Consider the following 24,367-nt stretch of genomic DNA (forward strand, 5'->3'; position numbering starts at 1 on the left):
ACAGCTGCGGCCATGGGAGTTTTCCCACCGGGTGACCTGCGTACACCTCCACGATCCAAGACGGTGACCGACCTGGTGTGACTGACGCTGAGTAACCCGGCGTTCCGGTCGCCGGCCGATGGTTCGACCGACGATCGACGCTGCCATGGCCGGTGTACCCGGTGGCCGACCGAACTCAAACCAGGTCTTTGCTAACAATTGAATGAAGCGGCGCGCCGATCACGGCGGAGGGGGGTCCCCGAGCAGTGTGGAGAGCTCCGCGACCAGCCAGCGGGAGTCCTTCTCGACCATGATGAAACGGGCCCGGTTCCGGCTGACCTGACGGCGGGGTTCCTCCTCGCCCTTGAGGGTCTTCACCGTGCTGATGTTCATGAACAGGAGCACCTCCACGCGGCCCGAACGCCCCGAGGCCGACTCCACCCCGGCCCCGGTCACGGCGGCCTGCTGGACCGCCTTCTCGCGCCGGGCCTGTGCCGCCATGGTCCGGGACAGCTCCCGGTAGTGCAGGCTGAGCGCCCCGGTGGTGTACCCGCCCGCCCGGGCGAAATCCTGCTCGATCGTCCGGTGGTCGTAGGAGAGCATGTCGGCGGCGACCGCGCGGGCGGCGGCCAGCGCCTCCCGTGCCGCCTCCTCGTCGGCGCGGAGCCGGCTCAGGTCGGTGTGCATGATCCAGATCACCGCGGAGAGCGCGAGCGCGACGGCGGCCATGAGCCCGACCGCCAGCCGGGAGGCGCCCGTCACGGCACCGGCTCCACCTTGGACACCAGCCAGGCCGTCCCGACCTTGGTCACCTCCATGTTCCAGCGGTGGAACCGCTCCTGCGGGGCGTCCTTGCCCCCGTCCCGTCTGGTCAGCTCGTCCCCCACCACCATCACCCGGGCCGTGCCGTCCCTGAGCGAGACCAGGCCGGTGGCGCGCAGCGCGCCGGTGCGCAGCAGCCTGCCCGCGGCCGTCGTCCTCTTCAGCTCCGCGGCGCTTTCGGCGTACTCGGCCCTGGCCGTGCCCGTGGAGGTGGCCAGGACGCGCCCGATGTCGGCGTCGACGGCGCGGTGGCCCACAGAGAGCAGGTGCACGGCGTGCGTCCCCGCGGCCCGCATCGCGGCCTGCCTGTCGTCGGCCGCCGCCTGGGCGTCGCGCAGGTCCGTGCCGACCCAGAACGCCACGGCGATCAGCACCGCGATCAGCGTCGCGAGCACCGGCCCGGCGAGCCTGCGCGGCCTGCGGGCACGGGCGCGGCGCAGGCGGCGGGAGCCTGGGGGACGGGCGGCGTGCGATGCCATGCGTTCTCTCCCCTCACGCGGTCTGCGGAACGCGGGCGGACGGGCGCGGCTCCCCCGCCTCCAGGGACGGCATGCTCCCCGACCGCCGGATCATAACCCGCCACACCGGCACGTACGGCGGCCTTGGCGCACCCGCGGCGCTCAACGCCCGCTCAGCGCCCGCGGCCGGTGCGGGATCTCCCCCGCGGGGAGGGGCGGCGTGACGTCCTCCCGGAGGACCTGCCTGCCGAACGACCCGGCCGGTCCCTCGGCCACGACCTCGACGCCCACCCTGCCGCCCTTCCGGGACCCGCCGGACGACGTCCGCCCCCGGTGTGGCGGAGACTCCACCGGCGCAAGCCCTCGATGGGATCAACGGTAACCGCGATCGCCCGGATTGGAAGGGGGTCCGATGGCTTCCGGGGATCGTCACGGCGTCTCACGGGACGGCGTGAGAACGCGAAAAGAGCGGGCCACCGGCACCTGGTGGACCCGCTCTTTGCGTGTGGAGCGAACGAACTACTTGACGGTGACCGTCGCGCCGGCACCCTCGAGGGCGGCCTTGGCCTTCTCGGCCTGCTCCTTGTTGACCTTGCCGTCGAAGACGGACTTGGGAGCGCCGTCGACGAGGTCCTTGGCCTCCTTCAGGCCCAGGCTGGTCAGGGCGCGGATCTCCTTGATGACCTGGATCTTCTTCTCGCCGGCGGCCTCGAGGACGACGTCGAACTCGTCCTGCTCCTCGACCTCTTCGGCGGCGGCGGCGCCGGGGGCGGCCGCGGCGGCGACGGCGACCGGAGCGGCGGCCTTGACGTCGAAGGTCTCCTCGAAGACCTTCACGAAGTCGGACAGCTCAAGAAGAGTCATCTCCTTGAAAGCGTCGAGCAGCTCGTCGGTGCTGAGCTTCGCCATGATGGTTCCTCCATACGGATCTGACGTGCTGGGAAAGTTGGGACCGCGGTTGCGTTAATCCCCTGTGACCGCCTGCGCGGACCTACTCGTCGGCGCCTTCGCGCTTGGCGCGCAGGGCCTCGACCAGCTGAGCCATGTTGGTGGGCAGCGCGTTGAAGACGGCGGCCGCGTGGCCCTGCTTCGCCTTCAGGGCACCGGCCAGCTTCGCGAGGAGAACCTCGCGCGACTCGAGGTCGGCAAGCTTGGTGATCTCGTCCGGCGTCATCGACCTGCCGTCGACCACGCCGCCCTTGATGACCAGGAGGGGATTGGCCTTGGCGAATTCACGCAGACTCTTGGCAGCCTCGACCACGTCGCCGTTGACGAAAGCGATCGCCGACGGACCCGCGAGCAGGTCGTTGAGCTGGCTGAACCCGGCCTCGGAGGCCGCGATCTTGGTCAGCGTGTTCTTCACCACGGCGAACTTCGCATTCTCACCGAGAGAAACACGCAGCTGCTTGAGCTGGGCGACGGTGAGACCGCGGTATTCGGTCAGAACGGCAGCGCTGGAGCCGTCGAAGCTGCTCTTCAGCTCTGCGACAGCCGTTGCCTTTTCTGCCTTCGCCATGGGCCTCCTTCCAGATGTGCCGCCGGGGTAAAGGGCCTGGAAAAGAGAACAAGCCCCGGCGCAGGCGCACGGGGCTCACATGAGGAGGTTAGTCCAGATGAAAACTCACATCACACCTACGCGGGCCGTCCACTGAACGTGGATCCTTTAGGTCGGCAGGCCATGAGGCCCGACGACGACCGGCGGTCTTCGGCGTTGACAGCGTACGTCCTGTCGCCCCGGATGCCAAATCGATCCCGGCGACCGATCCGCTCCGGGCCGGCGGCGGCGGATCCGGCACGGCCGCGGGGACATACACGGGGACGGAGACGGGCACGAGGACGGCGACGGGAGCGGGCCGCCGGGCGCGGGGACGTACGGCGGTGCGGGACGCGACCGCGCCCCCGGTCGCTGGACCGGGGGCGCGGGCGCAAGAGCGGGGGCGAGGGAGCGTCAGTTCCCGGTGCGCCCCTTGGGAAGGTCGTCCACCTGGTCGGCCGGCGGAGCGGTGATCTCCACGGGCTCGTTGAAGCCCTTGAAGAGCGCCGTCAGGTTGAACGTCGCGTCCTTCTCGGAGCCGCTGAGCGTCACCTTGCGGGGCAGGCTCTGGGCGTCGGCCCACAGGTCGAACTTCACGTCCTTGGCGTGCGAGAGGCCCTCCTGGAGCTTCTCACGCTGTGCCGGGTCGACCAGCTGGGCGGCCTCGGCGACCGGGAACGTGCCGCTGTAGTGGGTCGTGTCGACCCCGCCGACCGTCTCGGTGCCGACCGCCTTGACGTCCTTGGACGCGGTCAGCAGCTTGACGGTGCCGGCCAGGTCGAACTGCCTGGCCTGGTCCATGAACTTCCTGATCTCGGCCTGTCCCTCGGCGCCGACCTGGCTGAGCGGCACCCTGACCCACGGCTTGGTGATGCCGCCGATCCGGTTCAGCATCTCGGACTTCACGTAGACGGTCTCGTCCGTCAGGATGGCCCGCGCACCGCCGGGCACGTTCTGCCCGCCGAAGTTGATCGTGTCGAGCCTGATGTCGGTCGCGAGCTCGGGCTGGCTCTGGTAGAGCATGCTGCCCTGGACCTTGCCGGAGCCCTGCTGGCCGCCGCCCTTGGTGTCGAGAACCACGTCCGCCGAGTACGAGGTGACCGCCTCGGCCTTCTGCGCGCTCTGCTGCACCGCGTCGGCCGCGGCGAGCTTGACGTTTCCGAGAGCCACGGTGTTCTGCTGCGCACCGCATCCGGCGACCGCGACGAGCGCGGCCGCTCCCAGTGCAAGTGCGGGAGCCATTCGGCGCATTTCGTCCTCACTCCTTCGTTTCCCCCGATGATCCTGACTTACGACACTACGCGTCGACTCGGCCGGGCGCGTCGTCCGGAGGAACGAAAGAGGGCCTCGACCGAATGGCCATTCGGTCGAGGCCCTCTGCGGAACGCGTCTGGTATCAGGCGTCGAGCTCGGCGGTCAGCGCCCGCGTCTGGTTGGGGTCGACCTGGATGCCGGGGCCCATGGACGTGGAGAAGACGACCTTCTTGACGTAACGCCCCTTGGCCGCGGACGGCTTGAGACGGAGCACCTCGTCGAGGGCGGCGGCGTAGTTCTCGATGAGCTGACGCTCACCGAAGGACACCTTGCCGATGATGAAGTGCAGGTTCGCGTGCCGGTCGACACGGAACTCGATCTTGCCGCCCTTGATGTCGGTGACGGCCTTGGCGACGGCCGGGGTCACGGTGCCGGTCTTGGGGTTCGGCATCAGGCCACGGGGGCCGAGCACGCGGCCCAGGCGGCCGACCTTGCCCATCAGGTCCGGCGTGGCGACGACGGCGTCGAAGTCGAGGCGGCCCTTGGCGACCTCGTCGATCAGCTCGTCGGCACCGACGATGTCGGCGCCCGCGGCGCGGGCCTCCTCGGCACGGTCGCCGGTCGCGAAGACCAGGACCCGGGCGGTCTTGCCGGTGCCGTGCGGGAGGTTGACGGTGCCGCGGACCATCTGGTCGGCCTTGCGGGGGTCCACGCCCAGCCGCAGGGCCACCTCGACGGTGGCGTCGAACTTGGCGACGTTGGTCTCCTTGGCCAGCTTGGCCGCCTGGGCGGGGCTGTACAGGGTCTCGCGGTCGACCTGCGCCGTTGCGGCGCGGTATCCCTTGCTGCGCTTCATGTGATCACTCCTGTGAATCCGAGTGTCCGTGGTACGGGCCTGCGCGGGCCCCTCCACTCGACGTCGACGTGCGGTGTCCTGGCGCGACCTGGGTCGCGATCGCCGCCGCCTCCCGGCCGACCCGCGGGCGTGTTCACCGCCACGAGGTCACCGCCGGGAACGTACGGCGGATGGTGCTAGTCGGCGATCGTGATGCCCATCGACCGTGCGGTGCCGGCGATGATCTTCTCGGCCGCCTCGACGTCGTTGGCGTTGAGGTCCTGCATCTTGGTCTCGGCGATCTGGCGCAGCTGCTCCCTGGTGAGCTTGCCCACCTTGTCCTTCTGCGGGACGGCCGAACCCTTCGCGACACCGGCGGCCTTCTTGATCAGCTCGGGCGCCGGGGGCGTCTTCGTGACGAAGGTGAAGCTGCGGTCCTCGAAGATGGTGATCTCGACGGGGATGATGTTGCCCCGCTGGGCCTCGGTGGCAGCGTTGTACTGCTTCACGAATTCCATGATGTTGACGCCGTGCGGACCGAGGGCGGTACCGACCGGCGGTGCGGGCGTGGCCTGGCCAGCGGGAAGCTGAACCTTGACCAGCGCTGCGACTTTCTTCTTGGGAGGCATGATTCTCTCCGGGTCCTTCTTCTCTGAGCGATGTTCCCGACCCCCGCGCACGCGGAGCCGGCCGCGACTGCACCGTGAGCGGCGCGGCGGTCGTGGAACCATCCCCGCGAACGCGGGGCAGACTGATGAAGTCTACGTGACCGGGTCAGATCTTCGAGACCTGGTTGAACGAGAGCTCGACCGGGGTCTCGCGGCCGAAGATCGACACGAGCACCTTGAGCTTCTGGGACTCGGCGCTGATCTCGCTGACCGTGGCGGGCAGCGTGGCGAACGGGCCGTCCATGACGGTGACGGACTCGCCGACCTCGAAGTCGACCGTCGCGGCCGAGGCCTTGGCGGTGGATTTCTTGACCTCTTCCGAGGGCTCGGGCGCGAGCAGCTTGGCGACCTCGTCCAGGCTCAGCGGGCTCGGCTTGTTGGACAGGCCCACGAAGCCGGTCACGCCGGGCGTGTTGCGCACCGCGGACCAGGACTCGTCGGTGAGCTCCATCCGGACCAGCACGTAGCCGGGCAGCACCCGCTCCTTGACCAGCTGGCGCTTGCCGCTCTTGATCTCGGTCACGTGGTGGGTGGGCACCTCGACCTGGAAGATGTAGTCCTCCATGTTGAGGGACTGCGTCCGGGTCTCGATGTTCGACTTCACCCGGTTCTCGTAGCCCGCGTAGGAGTGGATCACGTACCACTCGCCGAACAGGCCGCGCAGGTGCCGCTTGAAGTCCTCGACCGGGTCGACGTCGGGCAGGACGTCGCCGTCCTCGTCCACGCCGCCGTCCTCGCCGTCGGCGGCACCGGCCGTGGCCTGCCCGGCCTGCTCGATCTCCGCGTCGGCGTCGGACGTCTCGGCGTCGCCGCCGGACCCGGCCTCCGCGATCTCGGCGTCGGTCTCGGCGTCGACGGTCTGCCCGTCGGAATCGTCAAGCGAATCCCGGGTGACGTCGACGGCCTCCTCCGGCCCGTCCTCGCGCTCGTCGCGGGACTGGCCGGCCGACTGTGCAGACTCGGACACGGTGCTCTATCTCTTTTCGTCGATGGTCGATGGCCGGCGGGGCGTCCTGGGACACCTCACCCGCCGGATGGCGCGGCTCAGGCTCCGCCGAAGATTCTCAGCACACCCTCGGTGAAGAGCGCGTCCAACGCCGACACGATCCCGACCAGGAGCAGAACGAATACCAGGACGACGATGGTGTAAGAGATCAGTTCTTTACGCGTAGGCCAGATGACCTTACGCAGCTCGGCGACAACCTGCCGATAGAAAAGGGCGGGAGAAGTGCGCTTCGTCTTCTTCTCACCGCTCGGCTTGTCTGCGGTTTCGCCGCGCGTGTCGATCGCCACAGTCCTCACCTGAATCCTTCGAGTCCAACGCATATCAGCGGCGCGCTAGACGCCAGATGCGCGGACCGCTCCTCGCAGGGCACGAGGGACTCGAACCCCCAACCGCCGGTTTTGGAGACCGGTGCGCTACCAATTGCGCTAGTGCCCTAAGACATGAACCACCATACATCGGTTGGACCGAAGTTTGTCCGTGGCTCACGGTCTTGACCGCCGGTTCACGCATGCGGCGGAAAGACCATGCCGGAGTCTACGGGTGATTGGCCATCACGTCGAACCGGTTGGTGAGAGCCCTGGTCAGGGGCTTCCCGTCCAGGGACGGCGCCGCGGGGACGGGCGCGGGCAGCGCCGCGGGGCCCGGGCGGGGGTCCGGAAGGGGGTCCGGATGGTGGATATCCGGCGGGATCGGCGGCACAGGTCTGTAACCATGGAGGCATGACCCGTCCTCGCATCTCAGCGCGTATCTCCGCGATCTCCGAGTCCGCCACGCTCGCCGTGGACGCCAAGGCCAAGGCGATGAAGGCGGCGGGCCGCCCGGTCATCGGCTTCGGCGCCGGCGAGCCGGACTTCGCGACCCCCGGCTACATCGTCGAGGCCGCCGCCGAGGCCTGCCGGAACCCGCGGTTCCACAAGTACACGCCGGCCGGGGGCCTTCCCGAGCTGAAGCAGGCGATCGCCGACAAGACCCTCCGCGACTCCGGCTACCGGGTGGACGCGTCCCAGGTGCTGGTGACCAACGGCGGCAAGCAGGCCGTCTACGAGGCGTTCGCCACGCTGCTCGACCCGGGTGACGAGGTCCTGGTCGTGGCCCCGTACTGGACGACCTACCCCGAGGCGATCAAGCTCGCCGGGGGCGTGCAGGTCGACGTGGTGACCGACGAGACCACCGGCTACCTCGCGAGCGTGGAGCAGCTGGAGGCGGCCCGCACCGACCGCACCAAGGTCCTGCTGTTCGTCTCCCCCTCCAACCCGACCGGCGCCGTGTACGGCCCCGACGAGGTCGCGCGGATCGGCCGCTGGGCGGCCGAGCACGACCTGTGGGTCGTCACCGACGAGATCTACGAGCACCTCACGTACGGTGACGCGACGTTCGCGAGCATCGCCACGGTGGTCCCGGAGCTGGGCGACAGGGTCGTGATCCTGAACGGCGTCGCCAAGACCTACGCGATGACCGGCTGGCGGGTGGGCTGGCTGATCGGTCCCAAGGACGTCGTCAAGGCCGCGGCCAACCTGCAGTCGCACGCCACGTCCAATGTCTCCAACGTCGCCCAGATCGCCGCGCTGGCCGCGGTGAGCGGTGACCTGTCGGCGGTGGCCGAGATGCGCGAGGCCTTCGACCGGCGCCGCCGGACCATGGTCCGGATGCTCAACGAGATCCCGGGGGTGCTCTGTCCCGAGCCGCTGGGCGCGTTCTACGCCTACCCGTCGGTCAAGGGGCTGCTGGGCAGGGAGTTCGGCGGCAGGCGCCCGGCGACCTCCGCGGAGCTGGCCGAGATCATCCTGGAGGAGGCCGAGGTGGCGGTCGTCCCCGGCGAGGCCTTCGGCACCCCGGGCTACTTCCGGCTGTCGTACGCGCTCGGCGACGACGACCTCGCCGAGGGTGTGGGACGCATCGCCAAGTTCCTCGGCCAGGCCGGCTGAGCTCAGTCCCGCAGGGCGTAGGCCACCGCGGCGTCGAAGTGGGCGGCCGAGCCCTCCTCGAAGGCCCGCGTGAAGGCGGCCTCACCGATCAGGGTCGCCGCGCGGGCCGCGGCGGCCTCGCGGAGCTCGAACACCGAGTCCACGCCCTGGCCGGGCAGCCCGAAGGTGATCCAGATCCGCCGGGCGGCGCCCAGCAGCCAGGCCGCGCGAAGGCCGTCGCCCGCGCCGGCCGCGATCCTGGCGAGCTGGCCGATGGCCAGGACGCTGCCGACCGTGTCCCGCAGCCGCCACTTGGTCTCCAGCGCCGCCCTGGCCGCGGCGGCGGCCGCGGTGAGCTCCCTGCGGCTGAACAGGGCCAGCGACAGGACGTAGTCGGCCATGGCGCGCTGGCACAGCTCGCCGCGCGCCTCGCACCTGCGGCGCGTCTCGCGCAGGATCTCCACCGCCTCGTCGAGGTCGCCGCCGAAGGTGGCGATCCCCGCGAGCAGCAGGGGGACCAGGAGCACGCCGGGCGACTCCGTCCCGGTCCGCCGCAGCCCTGCGGCCCCGCGCAGCACGCGCTCCCGGGCGCCCTCCAGGTCACCGGCCAGCATGTCGGTCGCGGCCAGGCGGAGGTGGGCCTCGGCCTCGGCCTCGGTGTCGCCGTGGTACCGGGCCGACTCCAGGCACTCCTCGGCCCTGGCGCGCGCCAGCGACATGTCGCCCTGGACGACCGCGAGGTGGGCGGCCACCCACAGCGGCCTGGACCTCACCCGGTCGGGGGCGGCGACCGCGGCCAGCGCGCGGTCCAGGTAGCGGCGGCCCTCGCGGACGAGGCCCAGGTGGCACCAGAGCACCCGCAGGGCCCCGGCCAGCTCCAGTGCCGTACGGGGGTCGCCGGAGGCCAGGCAGCGGTCGAGGGCGGCCCGGATGTCGCGCAGTTCCCCGTACGCCCAGTCGGCCCAGGCGATCTGGTCCGGGCCGGACCAGCGCGCGCTCATCCGCCGGGCGGCGGACAGGTAGTGGTCGCGGTGCCGGCGGATCGTCAGGTCCGTCTCGCCGAGTTCGTCGAGCCGGTCGCGGCCGTAGTCCCTGATGGTGTCGAGCAGCCGGTACCGGTCCCCGACCCGGGTGACGACGGACTTGGCCGCGAGCGCGTCGAGCACCTCGGGCACGCCGGGCAGGCGCCCGTCCTCGCAGGCGCCGCGCGCCGACTCCGCGCCGAAGGTGCCGGCGAAGACCGACAGGCGGGCCCAGAGCAGGCGTTCGGCCGGGGTGCACAGCTCGTGGCTCCAGCCGGTGGCGGCGTGCAGCGTGTGGCGCAGGAGCAGTCCCACGCCGCCGGAGGGCGGCCCGAAGCGGTTCTCGAACCGGTCGGCGAGCTGGGTCGCCGAGAGCCCGCGCATGTGGCTGGCCGCCAGCTCGATGGCGAGCGGCATGCCGTCGAGCCTCCTGCAGAGCCTGGCGACGGCCATCAGGGCCCGCTCGTCGGTGCGCAGGCCGGGGGCGACGGCCGTGGCGCGGTCGAGGAAGAGGCTCATCGCGTCGTAGCCGGCGAGGTCGGCGGCCTCCGGCGGGGGCACCGGGAACGGCTCGACGGGCAGCACGACCTCCGCCGGCAGGCCGAGCTCCTGGCGGCTGGTCACCATGATCCGGATGCCGGGCACGCCGTCCAGCAGGGCCGTGACCACGGCGGCGCAGGGTCCGACGAGGTGCTCGCAGGCGTCGAGCACGAGCAGGAGGCGCCGGGCCGAGAGGAGGTCGACGAGGCGGTCCAGGATCGGGCGCCCGCCGGTCTCGTACAGGCCGAAGGCGCCGGCGACGACGCCCGCGAGCAGGTCCCCGTCGGTCTCGTCGGAGAGCTCGGCCACCCAGACCCCGTCGGGGTGGCCACCCTGCAGGACGCGCGCGGCCTGCAGGGCCAGGCGCGTCTTGCCGACCCCCCCCGGCCCCGTGCAGGGTGAGCAGGCGGGTGCGGGTGAGCAGTTCCGCGATCTCGCCGAGTTCGGCCGCGCGGCCGACGAAGCTGTTCATCTCGATCGGCAGGTTGCCGCGCCGCGTCAAGAAGACTCTCCCCGCAGCGCGTGGTCCACGGCGTCCCGCAGGCTGATCGAACCTCCCTGTTCCAGCAGCCGTTCGAACTTCGTCCTGCCCAGGCGCCCGCGCAGCCGCAGCTCCGCGGTGCGGAGCAGGTTCGCGATCATGGGGGACCGGCTGGGCGGGACCTCGGCCTCGCGCCACGCGGCCCCCGAGGCCCCGAACAGGGTGGCGGCGAGGACGTCGTCGCCGCACGACTCGGCGATCACGACGAACACCTCCAGCGCCTCCATGAGCGAGACCGTGTCCCCGAACAGGCGGGCTCCGCGCAGCGAGTCGCGGGCGGAGGCGGCCGCGGAGGCGGTGTTGCCCAGGAGGTGCTCGGCCTGGCCCAGCAGGAGGTCCAGGCGGATGAGGGTCCAGTAGTCGCCGCAGGAGTCGCAGAGCTCGCGTCCCTCGCGCAGCACGGACACGGCCTGGTCGTGGCGGCCGGTGAGCATCATGGCGGTGGCGACCACCGTGTAGGTGGGCAGGAAGCCGGGGAAGACGTTGCCGGTGGAGCGGTGCCGTACCCGGGCGTGCTTGATGAGCCGCAGCGCCTCGCCCACGTCGCCCCTGACGACGGCCAGGTGGGCCTGGAACTGGCTGACGTAGGCGGTGGCGTAGCCGTCGGCGTCCTGGGCGGCGCACTCGGCCAGGGTCCGCTCGGCGCGTTCCAGGTCGCCGCGCTGGATCGAGACCCAGGCGTGCACCCACAGGGCCTTGACCCGCTCGGGGCCCGCGGCGTGCTCCAGGTCCAGGCCCCGCTGCAGGAGGTCGTCGCCGGGCGCCTGCATGCCGCAGCAGGCCCACAGGAACCACAGGTTGCCGACCAGGTCCAGGCCCCTGCGGTACTCCTCGGGCCTGGCGTAGCAGTACTCGATGGCACCGCGCATGTTGCCGCACTCGAGGACCAGCCTGCGGTACCACTCCAGCTGGCGGCCCTGCCAGCTCATCTCGGCGCGGGCGGACAGGGCGAGGTAGTGGTCGCGGTGCCGGCGACGGATCTCCTCGGTCTCGCCGAGCCGGTCCAGCCAGACGGCGCCGAAGTCGCGGACGGTGTTCAGCAGGCGGTAGCGGACCCCGCCCTCACCCTCCTCGCGGACCAGGACGGACTTGTCGAGCAGGCCGAGCAATCCGTCGAGGACGTCGGCGGAGGCGAGGGCGTCGTCGGCGCAGACCCCCTCGGCCGCCTCCAGGTCGAAGGTGCCGGCGAAGACCGAGGCCCGAGCCCAGAGCAGGCGCTCCAGCGGGGTGCAGAGCTCGTGGCTCCAGCCGAGGGCGACGCGCATGGAGGTGTGCCGGTGGACGGTGCCGTCCGCCGTCGGGCCGGTCACGGCGAGCCGGATGGCCAGCGGCAGGTTGTCCAGGCTCCCGCAGAACCCTGCCGGGTCCGTGTCGGCCCTGTCGGGGACGTCGGGGACGTCGAGGCCGCCGGTGTCGCCGGGGTCGGGGCGGCCGGGACCCAGGGCGGTCAGCAGCCGGACGGCGTCCGCGTCGCGGAGCCCGCCGACCGGGTAGAGGTGCTCACCGGGCAGGCCCAGCCGCTGCCTGCTGGTGGTCAGGACGCGCAGTTCCTCGACGGAGCGCAGCAGCAGGCCGACCAGGATGCCCGCGGCGCCGACCACGCGGTCGCAGGTGTCGAGGATCAGCAGGCTCCGGCGCTCGGCGAGCCCGTCGGCCAGCGCGCGCAGCGCCGGGGTCCGTGGCCGCCGAGGGGCGCCGATCGCGTCGGCGAGCGTCCCGGCCAGGGAGTCCAGGTCCGCGGGCGCCTCGGCCAGCTCCACGACGTGCACCCCGCCGGGGAACGCCGGCGCGAGGGTGCGGGCCAGCCGCAGGGCCAGGGCGGTCTTGCCGGCTCCGGCGGGACCGGTCAGCGTGACGTGCCGGACCCTCTCCAGCAGGGCGGACACGTCGGCGAGTTCGGTCTCCCTGCCGACGAAGACGTCCGCTTCCATGGCAGCCCCACCGTCTTCCTGACAACGTGTGGCTCTACGGTCGCACGGGGGCGCGCTCGACTGAAAGCCCGTTTCCCAGATTTCCTTGATATATGGCGGAATGAGATATGGACGGACGCCGCCGAAAACCGGTGACGTCCGTCCGAAATAACACCTTTGAGGTAAAAGCGTAATTACCGAACCGCGGGGGAAACGGTGAGAGGGATCGACCGCCGACCCGGCCTCACCTCGTGGGCTCGACCCCCTCGGCGATCTTCCTCATCTCTGTCCCGGCCCGGTCGCCGAACTCACCGGCGTAGCCGGGGCTCATCATGACCTCGACGGCCACGTCCCGGTTCTCGGTCCACACGAGCGTGAGGGTGCCGTTCTCGTCGAGCTGGGAGGCGGCCTCGCCCGCCCGGACGAGGTACGCGGTGCGCCCGTCGATCGTGATCGGCTCGGCGCCCTGCCGTTCGTACCCCTTCATCCGCTTCTTCAGCTGCGCGACCGCGCCGTCCCGGTAGACCACGGCCTGGACGTCGTACTCTCCCTCGGGCAGGCCCGGCCGCTGCCAGGTCGTGGTGTAGCTCGTGGTGCCGAAGCCGTTCTTGCCCGACCACTTCCCCCATTCCAGGCCGTCGGGCAGGTAGCCGAACCTGACGCCGCCGAACGCGCGGCCGTCCCCGAGGTCACCGAGGTCCTGCGGCATCGTCATCCTCTCCTCGGGGCCATCGGTCGTCGAGGACGGCGCGGGCCGGGCCGGGTCGATCGCCACCAGCCTGACCGTGGACCCGCGGGGGACGCTCTCCCCGATGTGCGGGGTCTGCTCGACCACCAGGCCCGCCTCGCCGGTCTCGCCCTCGACGCTCGCCGTCAGGCCCGCCGCCTCCAGGACCGCCCTGGCCTCGGCCACGGTCATCTTGATCGCGCGCGGCACCTCGACCGGCGGGGCGATCCCGGCCCTGGCCTCGGAATCCGTCCCGGCCGGACCGGCCACCGTGGCCCGCGGCCCCTCGGTCAGCGCCAGGTACGAGGGAACGGCCCCGGCCACCGCGACCGTGACCAGGGCGGCCCCGGCCGTGCGGACCCGGACCCGCCTGCCGCGGTGCCGGCGGCGGATCTTCGTACCCATCAGGGAGGAGGCCCGCACGTCGGCCACGTGCTCCCCCATCGCCTCGGACAGTTCCTGTTCCAGCGTCATCCCCGTACCCCTTCCAAAGTGCCCATCCGCTCGCGGATCCTGGCCAGCCCCCGTGCGGCCTGGCTCTTCACGGTCCCCGCCGAGCAGCCCATCAACGTGGCGGTCTCGTTCTCCGACAGGTCCTCCCAGTAGCGCAGCACCAGCACCGCCCGCATCCGCGCGGGCAGCCTGCGCAGCTCGGCCAGGAGCGCGTCGCGCAGGTCCACGTCCGGCGCGTCCACCGCGGTCTCCGGGGGACGGGCGAAGGTGATCTCCTGGATCACCCTGCGGCGCCGGGAGACGTTGATCGCGGCGTTCACCACGACCCTGCGGGCGTAGGACTCGGGATTGTCGTGCCGGATCCGGCCCCAGTGCCGGTAGACCTTCTCCAGCGCGTTCTGCACCAGGTCCTCGGCGTCGTGCGGCGACGCGCCGCAGACCAGGATCGCGGTACGCAGCAGCGCCGTACTCCGTGCGGCCAGGAACTCGTCGAAGGCCGCCTCGTCTTCTTCCGTCATCGAGGTCCCCTTTCGCCCTCCCCAACGTACGGAGACCCCGTCAGGTTGAGACCAAGAAACATCGCGACCACCCCGGGTACGGCACCATGTTGAAATGCCACGTCCCCTCAGCGAACTGCCCAAGGCTCACCTGCACCTGCACTTCACCGGCTCCATGCGGCACTCGACCCTCGTCGAGCTCGCCCGTGGGCACGGCTCACACCTTCCCGACTCCCTGAAGGAGGACTGGCCGCCGCAGCTGCGGGCGACCGACGAACGGGGCTGGTTCCGCTTCCAGCGGCTGTACGACATCGCGCGCTCGGTGCTGCAGCGCGAGAGCGACGTCTACCGCCTGCTGCGCGAGGCGGCCGAGGACGAGGCGGCCGAGGGGTCGGGCTGGCTGGAGATCCAGATCGACCCGTCCGGGTACGCCTCGACGTTCGGCGGCCTCACCTCGGCCATGGAGCTGATGCTCGACGCGACGCGCAGGGCCGCCGACCACGCCGGGATAGGGATCGCGGTGGTGGTGGCCGCCAACCGCACCCGCCATCCGCTGGACGCCAAGACGCTGGCCCGCCTGGCCACGCGCTACATGGACCAGGGCGTGGTCGGGTTCGGTCTCTCCAACGACGAGCGGCGCGGCCGGGCCCGCGACTTCGACGGGGCCTTCCGGCTCGCCAAGCGGGCCGGGCTGCTGGCCGTGCCGCACGGCGGGGAACTGCTGGGCGCCGCCAGCGTGGCCGAGTGCGTGGACGTGCTGGAGGCCGACCGGGTCGGCCACGGGGTGCGCGCGGCCGAGTCGCCGCGGCTCATGGAGCGCCTGGCCGCGCGGGGGATCGCCTGCGAGGTCTGCCCGACGTCCAACGTCGGCCTCGGGGTGGTCGAGCGGGCCGAGGACGTGCCGCTGCGGCGCCTGTTCGAGGCGGGGGTGCCGATCGCGCTGGGCGCCGACGACCCGCTGCTCTTCGGTGCCCGCCTGCTGCCCCAGTACGAGCTGGCCAGGCAGGTGTACGGATTCTCCGACCCGGAGCTGGCCGAGCTGGCCCGCCAGTCGATCCGGGTCTCGGCCGCCCCGGAGGAGGTGCGCAAGCGGCTCTTCCAGGGCATCGACGACTGGCTGGCGTCGGACGACGGGCGGGACGGCGACCGGCCTGCGTCGGGCACCGAGCGGATCGGCGACCGGCCGTCGTCGGAGGGGTGAGCGGGACGACCGGTCGGCGTCGGACGGCTGAGCGGGAGGGCGACCGGCCGGTGTCGGACGGCTGAGCGGGACGACCGGCCGGTGTCGGACGGTCGAGCGGGACGACCGGATCGACCCTCACCGCAGGGCGTAGGCGACCGCCGCGTCCGGCTCGTCCCCGTAGCCCTCGGCGAAGAGCGCCTCGTAGGTCTCGTCGCCGAGCAGCTGCCTGGCGGTCCGCTGGGCGACGGTCCTCGGCTCGGACATGCCCTCGGAGCCGAGGTCGCGGAGCCCGAAGGTCGCCCCGAGCCGTACCCCCGCCCCCTGGAGCCTGGCGGTGCGGCGGCCGTCGCCCTGGACCGCGGCGATCACCGCGAGCTGGTCGACGGCCAGCGCCACCCCGATGGCGTCGCGCAGGCGCCACTTGGCGTCGAGCGACTGCCGGGCGGCCTCCGCCGCCTCGGCCGGCCGGCCGAGGCCGAGCTGGGCGATGGACAGCACGTAGTCCCCGCAGGCGCGGACCCAGCGTTCGCCGCGCGCGTCGCAGAGCCGCTGCACCTCCTGCAGCACCGAGACGGCCCGGCCGAACTCGCCGCGCCAGGTGACGGCCGTCGCCGCCGTCACCAGGGCGAGCGGCTCGCTGACGGTGGCCGTCTCGGCCCTGCGGAAGCACTCGCGCACGCGCTCGACGCGGGGCTCGACCTCGTCCAGGGCTCCGGCGAGCAGCGACCGGCTGGCCAGCCCGAGCTGAGCGTGCCCGGCCGCCGCGTAGTCCCCCCAGTCGAGCGCCGCGGACAGGGCGGCCTCGGCCCGGCAGCGGCCCTGTTCCAGCTCGCCCCGGGCGATGGCCACGCAGCCGTCCGCCCACAGCAGCCGGGGCAGCCCGGGATCGGTCACCGGGGCCGTCTCGATCGCCCGGCCCATGTGGTAGCGGCCCTCGTTCAGCCGTCCCAGGCAGAACCAGAGGATCCAGAGCGTGCCGGCCAGCTCGACGCGGACCGGGGAGGTCACGTCGAGGGCGGCGCGCAGGTCGGCCATGGAGAAGGCCAGCCTGGCCGCCCACTCCTCCTGCCCGGGTCCGTACCAGCCGGCCTCGGCCCGGCGCGCCAGGTCCAGGTAGTGGTAGCGGTGCCGGCGCGTCGTCGTCGCCTCGTCGCCGCGCAGGGCGAGCCGCTCGCCGCCGTACTCCCGGACCGCGACCGGCTGCCGGTAGCCACCGGGGATCCGGTCCAGCAGGAACCGCGCGGCCAGCCGCTCCAGCAGCTCCGGCACGTCGTACAGGTCCCCGCCACCGCAGATCCACTCGGCGTCGGCCGCCGTGAAGCCCCCCGCGAAGACCGAGAGCCCGGCCCAGAGCAGCCGCTCCCTGCGGGTGCACAGGTCGTGGGCCACGTCGAGCGCGGCGCGCACGGCCCGGTCGCAGGTGTCCGGGTCGCGCACGGGCTCGTCGAGGACGGTCCCGGTGAGGGCGGTCCCGGTGAGGGCGGTCCCGGTGAGGGCGGTCCCGCCGGGAAGGGTCCGCGGGCGGCCGGCCGGGACGCTCCTGCCGGACGGCTCGCGCAGGCGGTTCTCCACCAGGTCCGCGAGCCGTCCCGGCGACACCGTACGGAGCCCTCCGGCCGCCAGTTCGACGGCGAGCGGGACACCGTGCAGCAGGCGGCAGATCCTGAGCCCCGCCTCCACCGTCGCCCGCGCGGTCGTACCCGTCTCCGTGGTCGTCCCCGCCTTCGCCCCTGCCTTCGCCGTCGCCGTCGTCCTCCTCGCCCCCGCGAGCCTGCCCGTCTCCGCGGGCGTTGCGGCTTCCGTCCGTGCCGGGCCGGTTCCGGCCGGTTCCGCCTTCGGCACGGCGGCGGCGCGGTCGAGGAAGAACCGGAGCGCGTCGCGGCCCGCAGGCCCCTCCCACGAGGAGCGTCCCTGCGTCCGGGGACGTACCGCCGGGCCGACGGGGTCCCGCGGGCCGGGCACGTCGAAGGGCTCGACGTGCAGCAGCGCCTCCCGCGTGAGTCCCAGCGGGCGGCGGGAGGTCACGACGATCCGCACGTCCGGAGCGGCCGCCCCGATCGCGGTGACGAGCTCCCGGCAGGCGGGCAGGACGTGCTCGCACCCGTCGAGGAGCAGCAGGAGCCTCCTGCCCGCGAGGAACCCGGCCAGCGCCTCGGTCTGCGGCCGCGCGGACCGCTCGGGAAGGCCGAGCACGGCCGCGACCGTGTCGGCGAGCAGGTCGCCGTTGCGCTCACCGGACAGCTCCACCAGCCAGGCCCCGTCCGGGTGGTGGCCGTGCCGCTCCCGCGCGGCCCTGACCGCGATCCGGGACTTGCCGACGCCTCCGGCACCGGTGACCGTGGTCAGCGGCGTGTCGGCCACGAGCTTCAGCAACCGCCGCACCTCGCTCTCCCGGCCGATGAGGGAATCCGTCTCCGCGGGGAGGTTCCCACGCCACCACTGGACCTGTTCCATGGGTTCGCGCTCCTTTTTCACTTACCGGGAATCGCACTCCTCCCACATCACGAACGGCCGGGTCATCGTTTTCCAGGGGGGCTTTCCTTGCCCTGCGGTGCACATCTCACCGCCGCATCCGGGCCGGACTTCTCCCGTACGGAGGAAAGGGCGAGAATGCAGGTGCTTTATCGGTGATTCGGCGGAGCCGGTAACCAGGGGCGGAACGGGGCCCCGATCCCGGTGGGGCGCGGACGGCCGGGTCCGGCATCGATCGTCGGGAGGCCGCGGTGCGGGCGGGGCCACTAGACTCTGGCTGTCCCTGATCCGCGGTTCGCGCCGCGGCCTTCCCCGAACGAGCTGGACGGAACCGCATGTCTGGGTATGACCGCGTAGTGCAACCCGCGGCCGGTGACGAGGCCCTGGAGAACCACCTCGGTGGGGACGAGGCCAAGAACTACCGGCAGTACGAGTTCGACATGGTCGCCCCGCACGTGGGCCGTTCCATGCTGGAGATCGGCTCCGGTCTGGGCCATTTCGCCGAGCAGTTCCTGCCCCGCCTGGACCGGCTGGTGGTCAGCGACTTCGACCCCTACTGCGTGGAGCAGCTGAACAAGCGCTTCGAGGGCCGCGACGACATCGACGTGCTGCAGTTCGGCCTGCCGACCGAGATCCCGATCGGCGAGAAGGTCGACACCGTCGTGCTGATGAACGTCCTGGAGCACATCGAGGAGGACGTCGAGGCCCTGCGGTCGCTGGCCGACGTCACCCTCCCCGGCGGCCGGATCATCATCTGGGTGCCGGGCTACATGCAGCTGTACGGGGACTTCGACCGCAAGGTCGGCCACGTCACCCGCTACACCCCCGCCACCCTGCGCAGCACGGTCTCCAAGGCGGGCCTGGACATCGACGTGCTCAAGCCGATCAACTTCCTGGGCGGGATCGCCTGGTGGGCCGCGGTGCGGCGCGGCGGTGTCGGCTACCCCGACCCCCGCCTGGTCAAGATCTACGACCGTACGGTGGTGCCGCTGACCCGGCTCATCGAGCGCTTCGTCCGCCCGCCGTTCGGGCAGACCGTCTTCTGCGTCGCCCGCGTCCCCAAGAAGTGACGCGCCTGTCGCGGTGACCCGCGCGCGTCGGCGGCTCGCACGCTGGAACCACACCGCGTACTGGAACCGCACCGCGCGCCGCCGCCGGAAAACGTCTTGCACGTCCCGGCGGCGGCGACGTAACCTCGTTCACATGTGGATCAACTCCTAGGAGCCGGCGTCGATCAGCCATCGCTGATCCGCCCGCACTCAGCCGTCAGGCCCGTCCGTTCCGACGCGGCAGCTGAGTCTCGACCGGGATCTCACCGCGTCGCCACATGCCTCAAGGAGTCCATATGCGAATTCACGCCGCCCGGAAGCACGACGGCGGCCCCGTGTCCGCCCTTCCCGTCACGACCGTCAAGATCAACGGACCGTTCGAGCCGCGGACCCCGCCGGCCGAGCGCGTCACGCCCCCGGTGCCCAAGCGGACGCCGAGGCCGATGCCGCCGATGCCGATCAGGCCCACCCGGCAGCCGCGCCGCATCCCGGGCAAGGGTGGTCGCTGATCCCCTGAGGGCCCCGTCCCTTCCGTGAACCCCCGGCCGGGGGTTCACGAGGCGGTCGGGGCCTCGCCGGGGACGGCGTGCCCTCCCGGGCGAGGACCGCGTGTTCGACGAAGGCCCCGGCCCCGGAGGAGTCCGGGGCCGGGGCCTTCCGTGTGCCGCGGGACCTCGATCACACCTCGCGGTCGCGGGCCGCGGCCCCCGCGAGGTGCCGCGGACGCCGGGTCACAGACGCTCGATGATCGTGACGTTGGCCTGGCCGCCGCCCTCGCACATCGTCTGCAGCCCGTACCGGCCGCCGGTCCGCTCCAGCTCGTGCAGGAGCTTGGTCATCAGGATCGCGCCGGTGCCGCCCAGCGGGTGGCCCAGGGCGATCGCGCCGCCGTTCGGGTTGACCTTGGCCGGGTCGGCGCCCAGGTCGTTGATCCACGCCAGCGGGACCGGGGCGAACGCCTCGTTGATCTCGGTGACGTCGATGTCGTCGATGGAGAGGTTCGCCCGCTTGAGCGCCTTCTGCGTCGCCGGGATCGGCGCGGTCAGCATGTAGACCGGGTCGTCGCCGGTGAGCGCGAGGGTGACGATGCGCGCCCTGGGGGTCAGGCCGTGGTCGCGGACCGCCTGCTCGGAGGCGATCAGGAGCGCTCCCGAGCCGTCGGAGATCTGCGAGGAGGTGGCGGCCGTGATCTGGCCGTCCTCCCGCAGCGTCTTCAGCGACGCCATCTTCTCCAGGGTGGTGTCCGGGCGGGGGCCCTCGTCGTCCTCGACACCGTTGATCGGGGCGATCTGGTCCTTGAAGTAGCCGTTCGCGATGGCCTTCGCCGCCCGCTGGTGGCTCTCGTACGCGTACCGCTCCAGCTCGTCGCGCTTGAGGTTCCACTTCTCGCACATGAGCTCGGCGCCGCGGAACTGGGAGATCTCCTGCTTGCCGTAGCGCTCGACCCACTTCTCGCCGAAGGGGAAGGGCATGCCCTTCTCCAGGGCGGCGGTGATGCTCGACCCCATGGGGACGACGCTCATCGACTCCACCCCGGCGGCCACCACCAGGTCCTGGGTGCCCGAGAGCACTCCCTGGGCCGCGAAGTGGATCGACTGCTGGGAGGAGCCGCACTGGCGGTCGATGGTCACACCGGCGACGCTCTCCGGCAGGCCCGCCGACAGCCAGGCGTTGCGCGCGATGTCCATGCTCTGCGGGCCGAACTGCATGACACAGCCCATGATCACGTCCTCGACCGCGGACGGGTCGACCCCGGTGCGCTCGATCAGCGCTCCCAGGGTGTGCGCGGCCAGATCGGTGGGGTGGACGGTGGACAGACCGCCCTTCTTCTTACCGACCGGGGTACGGACCGCCCCGACGATGTACGCCTCTGCCACAGTGCCTCCTGCGTATGAAACCGAGCAATGTTCGGTCAGTAGGAGATTACAACAGAACTTTCGTCCACGCCTTCCCGGGGCGGGCCTTCGCCCACCGTCGCAAGGCCGGACCCGATCCGGGAGCGAACCGGCCGCCGGGCCGGCCGGCGAACCCGGGAGCCCCCGCCCCGGCCGCCACCGGGCAGCGGTCGTGCGACGCACCGGGGTCACGTACCCGGAGGTGGGCACCCACTTCCAGGTGCGTACTTGATCAGATCGCGCGCGACAGGGAGTCTGGTGAAGGCGCGCCACGCACCCCGGCCGACACCCGATCCTCCTCAAGGTGCCGCCTGCCCCAGACGTCCAGGACTTCGAGTGCCTCGAAGAGCCCTCGTCCCTTCGCGGTCAGCGAGTACTCCACCCTCGGTGGCGACTCGTCGTAGACCTCGCGGTGGACGATCCCGTCCGTCTCGAGCTCGCGCAGCTGCTCCGTGAGCACCTTCTCGCTGATGCCCGGCACCAGCCGCCTGGTCTCACCGAAACGGCGGGGCCGTTCGGCGAGCGTCCAGAGGAGGAACGTCTTCCACTTGCCCTGGACGATGTCGATCGCGGCGCCGACGCCACAGACGTGTACCTCACGGGTCATGTCCCCTCCGACCTCCGACCGATCCACGATCGTCCTCACCCCTCTGAACGGGAGCACCCGATGAGCCATTCCCCCAGCCTGCCCTCGCCGGTGACCGTCCTCGGCCTCGGGCCGATGGGCCGGGCCCTGGCCACCACCTTCCTGCGGGCCGGTCACCCCGTCACCGTCTGGAACCGCACGGCGGGCAAGGCCGCCGAGGTGGTGGCCGAGGGTGCCGTCCTCGCCGCCACGGCCGCCGAGGCGGTCGCCGCGAGCCCTCTCGTCGTCGTCTGCGTGCTGGACTACGACGCCGTCCACGCCATCCTCGAACCCGTGGCCGGTGAGCTGGCGGGCCGTACGGTGGTGAACCTCACCGCCGACTCCCCCGACCGTGCCCGCGCCACCGCGGCCTGGGCCGCCGGGACCGGCGCCGGCTACCTGGACGGTGCGATCATGGTCCCCACCACCGTGATCGGCAGCCCTGCGACCCTCGTCCTGTACAGCGGGCCCGAGTCCGTGTACGAGGCGCACCGGCCGGTGCTGCAGCAGCTGGGCGGCACGGCCGTGCACCTCGGCACCGACCCGGGCCGGGCCGCCGCCCACGACGTCGCGCTGCTGGACGTCTTCTGGACCGCGATGAGCGGCATCGTGCACGCCTTCGCGCTGGCCGCGGCGGAGAACATCTCCGCCCGGGACCTCGCCCCGTACGCCAAGGGGATCAGCGGCCTGCTCCCCGACATCATCGACGACTTCGCCGTCAAGGCCGACAAGGGCGAGTACCCGGCGGACGGCTCCGACCTGCTCTCGGCCGCGGCCGGGATGGAGCACATCGTCCACACGGCGCAAGGGCACGGCCTCGACATCGGCGTGCTGGCCGCCGCCCACGCCACCGCCCGGCGGGCGATCGACGCGGGCCGGGGCTCCGACAGCTTCGCGCGCCTCGTCGAGACGATCCGGACCCCGTCGGCGTGACGCCGGCCTGACCGCGGCGACCCGGCCTGACCACCGGGACCCCGCGTGACCGCGGAGACCCTCCGTGACCGCGGGGCCCCTGAGGACCGCGGGGACCCTGCGTGACCGCGGGGACCGGGACGCCGCGGGAGTCCGGGGCGGCCGGGGAACGGCTCAGGCGCTCCTGGTGCTCGTCATGGTCGCGTAGGCGATGACGTTGTCGGTGTAGTGGCCGGTCGCGCGGTCGTAGACGCCGCCGCACGTGATCAGGTGCAGCCGCGGGACGGGGGACTCCCCGTACACCCGCTGGGTGGGGAAGACCGACTTCTCCGCCTGCTCCAGCCCGCCGACCGTGTAGACGGCGATGATGCCGTCCTTGCGGTGCACCTCGATGACGTCGCCGTTGCGGATCTCGTCGAGGCGGCTGAACACCGCACTCCCCGAGCGGGTGTCCTTGTGCCCGAGCATGATCGCGGGACCGGCCTCGCCGGGGGTGGGACCCGAGCGGTACCAGCCGACCAGGTTCGGGTTGCCGACCGGCGGCACCTCGATCGCGCCCTTGCGGTCCAGCCCCACGGACCTGACCGGCGCGTTGACGCCGAGCTTGGGGATGACCAGGCGTACCGGGGACGAGGGCTGCATGGGCGGTGCCGCCGGCACGGTGGGCTGCGGCGGCGGCGCGGTCGCGGGTCCCTTGAAGTACGGGTCGGCCGGCGCCCCGGCCACCTCGCTGCGCGGCGGCAGCGTGGTGCGTCCGTCGGCCAGGCCGTACTCCTCCGGGGAGGCCAGCATGAACAGCACGCCCACCAGCACCGTGATCACCCCGGCGATCCCCGCCAGGATGAGCACCGACCGCATCACCCGCCCGCCGTCGAGCGCGGGGGGCTCCGGGGGCGGCCACTCCCCGTACGGCGGGCCGTACTGCTGCGCGCCGGGCGGCGGGTAGGGCGGGCCCACCGGCCGGTACCCGGGCACCTGTCCCGGCGGCCATCCTTCCGGCGGAGGGGCGGTCATCCGGCGGCCCCGATCAGCCGCGCCCGGCGGTGCGGCGCCGCAGCACCAGGCCCCCGGCTCCGGCGAGTGCCACCATCAGCATGCCGCTGAACATGATCGTGCGGGCGTCCGGCCCGGCGTCCCCGCCGCCGCCCGTGGAGGCCGCGCCGTCGGGGGTCTCCTCGATCTGCTCGTCGGGGCTCCTGGTGGGCTTGGAGGTCCTGGTCCGGGTGACGGTGATCGTCGGCTTGGGGGTGGCCGAGGCGCTGGGGCTGGCCGACGCGCTCGGGCTGACCGAGGCGGAGGCACTCGGGCTGACCGAGGCGGAGGCGCTCGGGGAGGTCGAGGTGGAGATCGTCGCCTTGACGGTGACCTGCAGCGCCGCCGCGCTCGCCTGCACCGGATCCGCGACGCTGCAGCTGAACAGCTCGGTGTCGGTCCCGGTGCCCGTCCCGGTGCCGGTGTTCATCAGGACGCTGAAGGTGTCGGGCTGGAAGGCGACGACGCCGGTGGCGGTGGGCGTCACCGTGACGACCAGCGGGGGCGCGGTCAGCGGCTGACCCGACGTGATCGCGACGGCCGGAGCGGTGGCGGCGACCGAACGCAGCCCGGTGGGGACCAGCGCGGGCGTGCTGGGAACGCTGTAGACGTCCATGTCGGCGTCGATCACGAGCCGCATGGTCGCCGGGATGGGCATGGGCGCCACGAAGGAGGGCGTCCCACTGGGGGCGCCGATCTTCCAGGTGGCCGTGAGCGGCGCGTTGGTCACCGCCGCGGTCGGACCGGTGAGGTCCATCTGGAACGCGAACGTGGGTGCGATGGCCGTGCCCCCGACCACCGTGCAGGTGTAGGTGACGGGCTTGGGGGCGGCGTAGATCGAGGCGAGCGCCGGGAACGCACCGAAGACGCCTACGCCCGCCGCCGCGATCACGGCCGTCTTGACCGCCATACGCCGCCGCGTCCTGGACTTCAGCACGGTCTCTCCTCGTTCCGGATGTCACCGGCTCGTACCGGTGGGGGGCTTACAGGTCTCGGTCAAGGTTCGGCATAGATCCTACGAACACGAACCCGGCCATGCGAGCCGGTCG

General features: G+C 72.1%; 24 protein-coding genes and 1 tRNA gene. 5 read left to right on the top strand and 20 right to left on the bottom strand.

Annotation, left to right across the window (positions count from 1 at the left end; genetic code table 11):
* Positions 1 to 219 precede the first annotated feature (219 nt).
* The 11 genes from ABD832_RS07045 to ABD832_RS07095 form a co-directional block, all read right to left on the bottom strand.
* Entirely contained in the window at positions 220 to 741 is a 522-nt protein-coding gene (locus ABD832_RS07045) for a hypothetical protein (protein WP_344890060.1), read from the bottom strand.
* Positions 738 to 1,280 carry a hypothetical protein gene (locus ABD832_RS07050; RefSeq protein ID WP_344890062.1) on the bottom strand — a complete coding sequence of 181 codons (543 nt, stop codon included), beginning with the start codon at positions 1,278 to 1,280 and terminating at the stop codon, positions 738 to 740. The genes ABD832_RS07045 and ABD832_RS07050 overlap by 4 nt, the downstream gene beginning before the upstream one ends.
* 141 nt (positions 1,281 to 1,421) lie before the next feature.
* Positions 1,422 to 1,550 (bottom strand): hypothetical protein, encoded by a 129-nt coding sequence (locus ABD832_RS07055; protein WP_344890065.1) that lies wholly within the window; start codon positions 1,548 to 1,550, stop codon positions 1,422 to 1,424.
* Positions 1,551 to 1,778: 228 nt separating this feature from the next.
* Positions 1,779 to 2,168 (bottom strand): 50S ribosomal protein L7/L12, encoded by a 390-nt coding sequence (gene rplL / locus ABD832_RS07060; RefSeq protein ID WP_344890067.1) that lies wholly within the window; start codon positions 2,166 to 2,168, stop codon positions 1,779 to 1,781.
* 82 nt (positions 2,169 to 2,250) lie between these two features.
* Positions 2,251 to 2,775, bottom strand: coding sequence for a 50S ribosomal protein L10 (rplJ, locus tag ABD832_RS07065; protein ID WP_344890070.1), 525 nt, complete (start codon positions 2,773 to 2,775; stop codon positions 2,251 to 2,253).
* Positions 2,776 to 3,207: 432 nt separating this feature from the next.
* The gene (locus ABD832_RS07070; protein ID WP_344890073.1) at positions 3,208 to 4,035 is read right to left on the bottom strand and encodes an SCO4651 family lipoprotein; all 828 of its coding nucleotides are present in this window, start codon (positions 4,033 to 4,035) and stop codon (positions 3,208 to 3,210) included.
* 154 nt (positions 4,036 to 4,189) lie between these two features.
* Positions 4,190 to 4,903, bottom strand: a complete 714-nt coding sequence (rplA, locus tag ABD832_RS07075; protein WP_344890076.1) for a 50S ribosomal protein L1 — start codon at positions 4,901 to 4,903, stop codon at positions 4,190 to 4,192.
* Between the two features lie 176 nt (positions 4,904 to 5,079).
* A complete protein-coding gene (rplK, locus tag ABD832_RS07080) occupies positions 5,080 to 5,511 on the bottom strand; it encodes a 50S ribosomal protein L11 (protein ID WP_344890079.1) in 432 nt (143 codons plus the stop codon).
* A gap of 145 nt (positions 5,512 to 5,656) precedes the next feature.
* Positions 5,657 to 6,517: a transcription termination/antitermination protein NusG gene (nusG, locus tag ABD832_RS07085; protein ID WP_344890082.1), complete on the bottom strand. Its 861-nt coding sequence runs from the start codon at positions 6,515 to 6,517 to the stop codon at positions 5,657 to 5,659.
* A gap of 77 nt (positions 6,518 to 6,594) precedes the next feature.
* Positions 6,595 to 6,843, bottom strand: coding sequence for a preprotein translocase subunit SecE (gene secE, locus ABD832_RS07090; RefSeq protein WP_344890085.1), 249 nt, complete (start codon positions 6,841 to 6,843; stop codon positions 6,595 to 6,597).
* Positions 6,844 to 6,918: 75 nt separating this feature from the next.
* Positions 6,919 to 6,991: transfer RNA gene (locus ABD832_RS07095), tRNA-Trp, on the bottom strand.
* Positions 6,992 to 7,275: 284 nt separating this feature from the next.
* Here ABD832_RS07095 and ABD832_RS07100 point away from each other — a divergent pair.
* Positions 7,276 to 8,481, top strand: a complete 1,206-nt coding sequence (locus ABD832_RS07100) for a pyridoxal phosphate-dependent aminotransferase (protein ID WP_344890089.1) — start codon at positions 7,276 to 7,278, stop codon at positions 8,479 to 8,481.
* A gap of 2 nt (positions 8,482 to 8,483) precedes the next feature.
* On the opposite strand, the gene ABD832_RS07105 is transcribed toward ABD832_RS07100, so the two are convergent.
* The 4 genes from ABD832_RS07105 to ABD832_RS07120 all read right to left on the bottom strand — a co-directional run bounded on the left by ABD832_RS07105 (position 8,484) and on the right by ABD832_RS07120 (position 14,171).
* Positions 8,484 to 10,331: an ATP-binding protein gene (locus ABD832_RS07105; protein WP_344890092.1), complete on the bottom strand. Its 1,848-nt coding sequence runs from the start codon at positions 10,329 to 10,331 to the stop codon at positions 8,484 to 8,486.
* 189 nt (positions 10,332 to 10,520) lie between these two features.
* On the bottom strand, positions 10,521 to 12,494 hold the full coding sequence (locus tag ABD832_RS07110; protein WP_344890095.1) for an ATP-binding protein: 1,974 nt from the start codon (positions 12,492 to 12,494) through the stop codon (positions 10,521 to 10,523).
* Between the two features lie 223 nt (positions 12,495 to 12,717).
* Positions 12,718 to 13,674, bottom strand: a complete 957-nt coding sequence (locus ABD832_RS07115; RefSeq protein WP_344890098.1) for a PASTA domain-containing protein — start codon at positions 13,672 to 13,674, stop codon at positions 12,718 to 12,720.
* Positions 13,671 to 14,171, bottom strand: a complete 501-nt coding sequence (locus tag ABD832_RS07120) for a SigE family RNA polymerase sigma factor (protein WP_344890100.1) — start codon at positions 14,169 to 14,171, stop codon at positions 13,671 to 13,673. The genes ABD832_RS07115 and ABD832_RS07120 overlap by 4 nt, the downstream gene beginning before the upstream one ends.
* Positions 14,172 to 14,265: 94 nt before the next feature.
* On the opposite strand from ABD832_RS07120, the gene ABD832_RS07125 reads away from it, so the two are divergent.
* Entirely contained in the window at positions 14,266 to 15,351 is a 1,086-nt protein-coding gene (locus ABD832_RS07125) for an adenosine deaminase (protein WP_344890103.1), read from the top strand.
* Positions 15,352 to 15,468: 117 nt separating this feature from the next.
* Here ABD832_RS07125 and ABD832_RS07130 read toward each other — a convergent pair whose 3' ends face one another.
* Entirely contained in the window at positions 15,469 to 17,787 is a 2,319-nt protein-coding gene (locus ABD832_RS07130; protein ID WP_344890106.1) for an ATP-binding protein, read from the bottom strand.
* 374 nt (positions 17,788 to 18,161) lie between these two features.
* On the opposite strand from ABD832_RS07130, the gene ABD832_RS07135 reads away from it, so the two are divergent.
* Positions 18,162 to 18,875 (top strand): class I SAM-dependent methyltransferase, encoded by a 714-nt coding sequence (locus ABD832_RS07135; RefSeq protein WP_344890109.1) that lies wholly within the window; start codon positions 18,162 to 18,164, stop codon positions 18,873 to 18,875.
* Positions 18,876 to 19,150: 275 nt separating this feature from the next.
* Complete coding sequence (locus tag ABD832_RS07140; protein ID WP_344890112.1) at positions 19,151 to 19,363, top strand: hypothetical protein; 213 nt, start codon at positions 19,151 to 19,153, stop codon at positions 19,361 to 19,363.
* Between the two features lie 222 nt (positions 19,364 to 19,585).
* Here the strand turns inward: ABD832_RS07140 and ABD832_RS07145 are convergent, their stop codons facing one another.
* A complete protein-coding gene (locus tag ABD832_RS07145; protein WP_344890115.1) occupies positions 19,586 to 20,731 on the bottom strand; it encodes an acetyl-CoA C-acetyltransferase in 1,146 nt (381 codons plus the stop codon).
* 250 nt (positions 20,732 to 20,981) lie between these two features.
* The gene (locus ABD832_RS07150) at positions 20,982 to 21,356 is read right to left on the bottom strand and encodes a winged helix-turn-helix transcriptional regulator (RefSeq protein WP_344890118.1); all 375 of its coding nucleotides are present in this window, start codon (positions 21,354 to 21,356) and stop codon (positions 20,982 to 20,984) included.
* A gap of 60 nt (positions 21,357 to 21,416) precedes the next feature.
* Between ABD832_RS07150 and ABD832_RS07155 the strand changes: the two genes are divergently transcribed.
* A complete protein-coding gene (locus ABD832_RS07155; protein WP_344890121.1) occupies positions 21,417 to 22,307 on the top strand; it encodes an NAD(P)-dependent oxidoreductase in 891 nt (296 codons plus the stop codon).
* 153 nt (positions 22,308 to 22,460) lie between these two features.
* Here ABD832_RS07155 and ABD832_RS07160 read toward each other — a convergent pair whose 3' ends face one another.
* Positions 22,461 to 23,261 (bottom strand): class F sortase, encoded by an 801-nt coding sequence (locus tag ABD832_RS07160; protein WP_344890124.1) that lies wholly within the window; start codon positions 23,259 to 23,261, stop codon positions 22,461 to 22,463.
* A 52-nt stretch (positions 23,262 to 23,313) separates the two neighbouring features.
* Positions 23,314 to 24,255 (bottom strand): hypothetical protein, encoded by a 942-nt coding sequence (locus tag ABD832_RS07165; protein ID WP_344890127.1) that lies wholly within the window; start codon positions 24,253 to 24,255, stop codon positions 23,314 to 23,316.
* Positions 24,256 to 24,367: the final 112 nt, after the last annotated feature.

The organism is Streptosporangium longisporum, from assembly GCF_039534895.1.
GTDB classification, from domain to species: Bacteria; Actinomycetota; Actinomycetes; order Streptosporangiales; family Streptosporangiaceae; genus Streptosporangium; species Streptosporangium longisporum.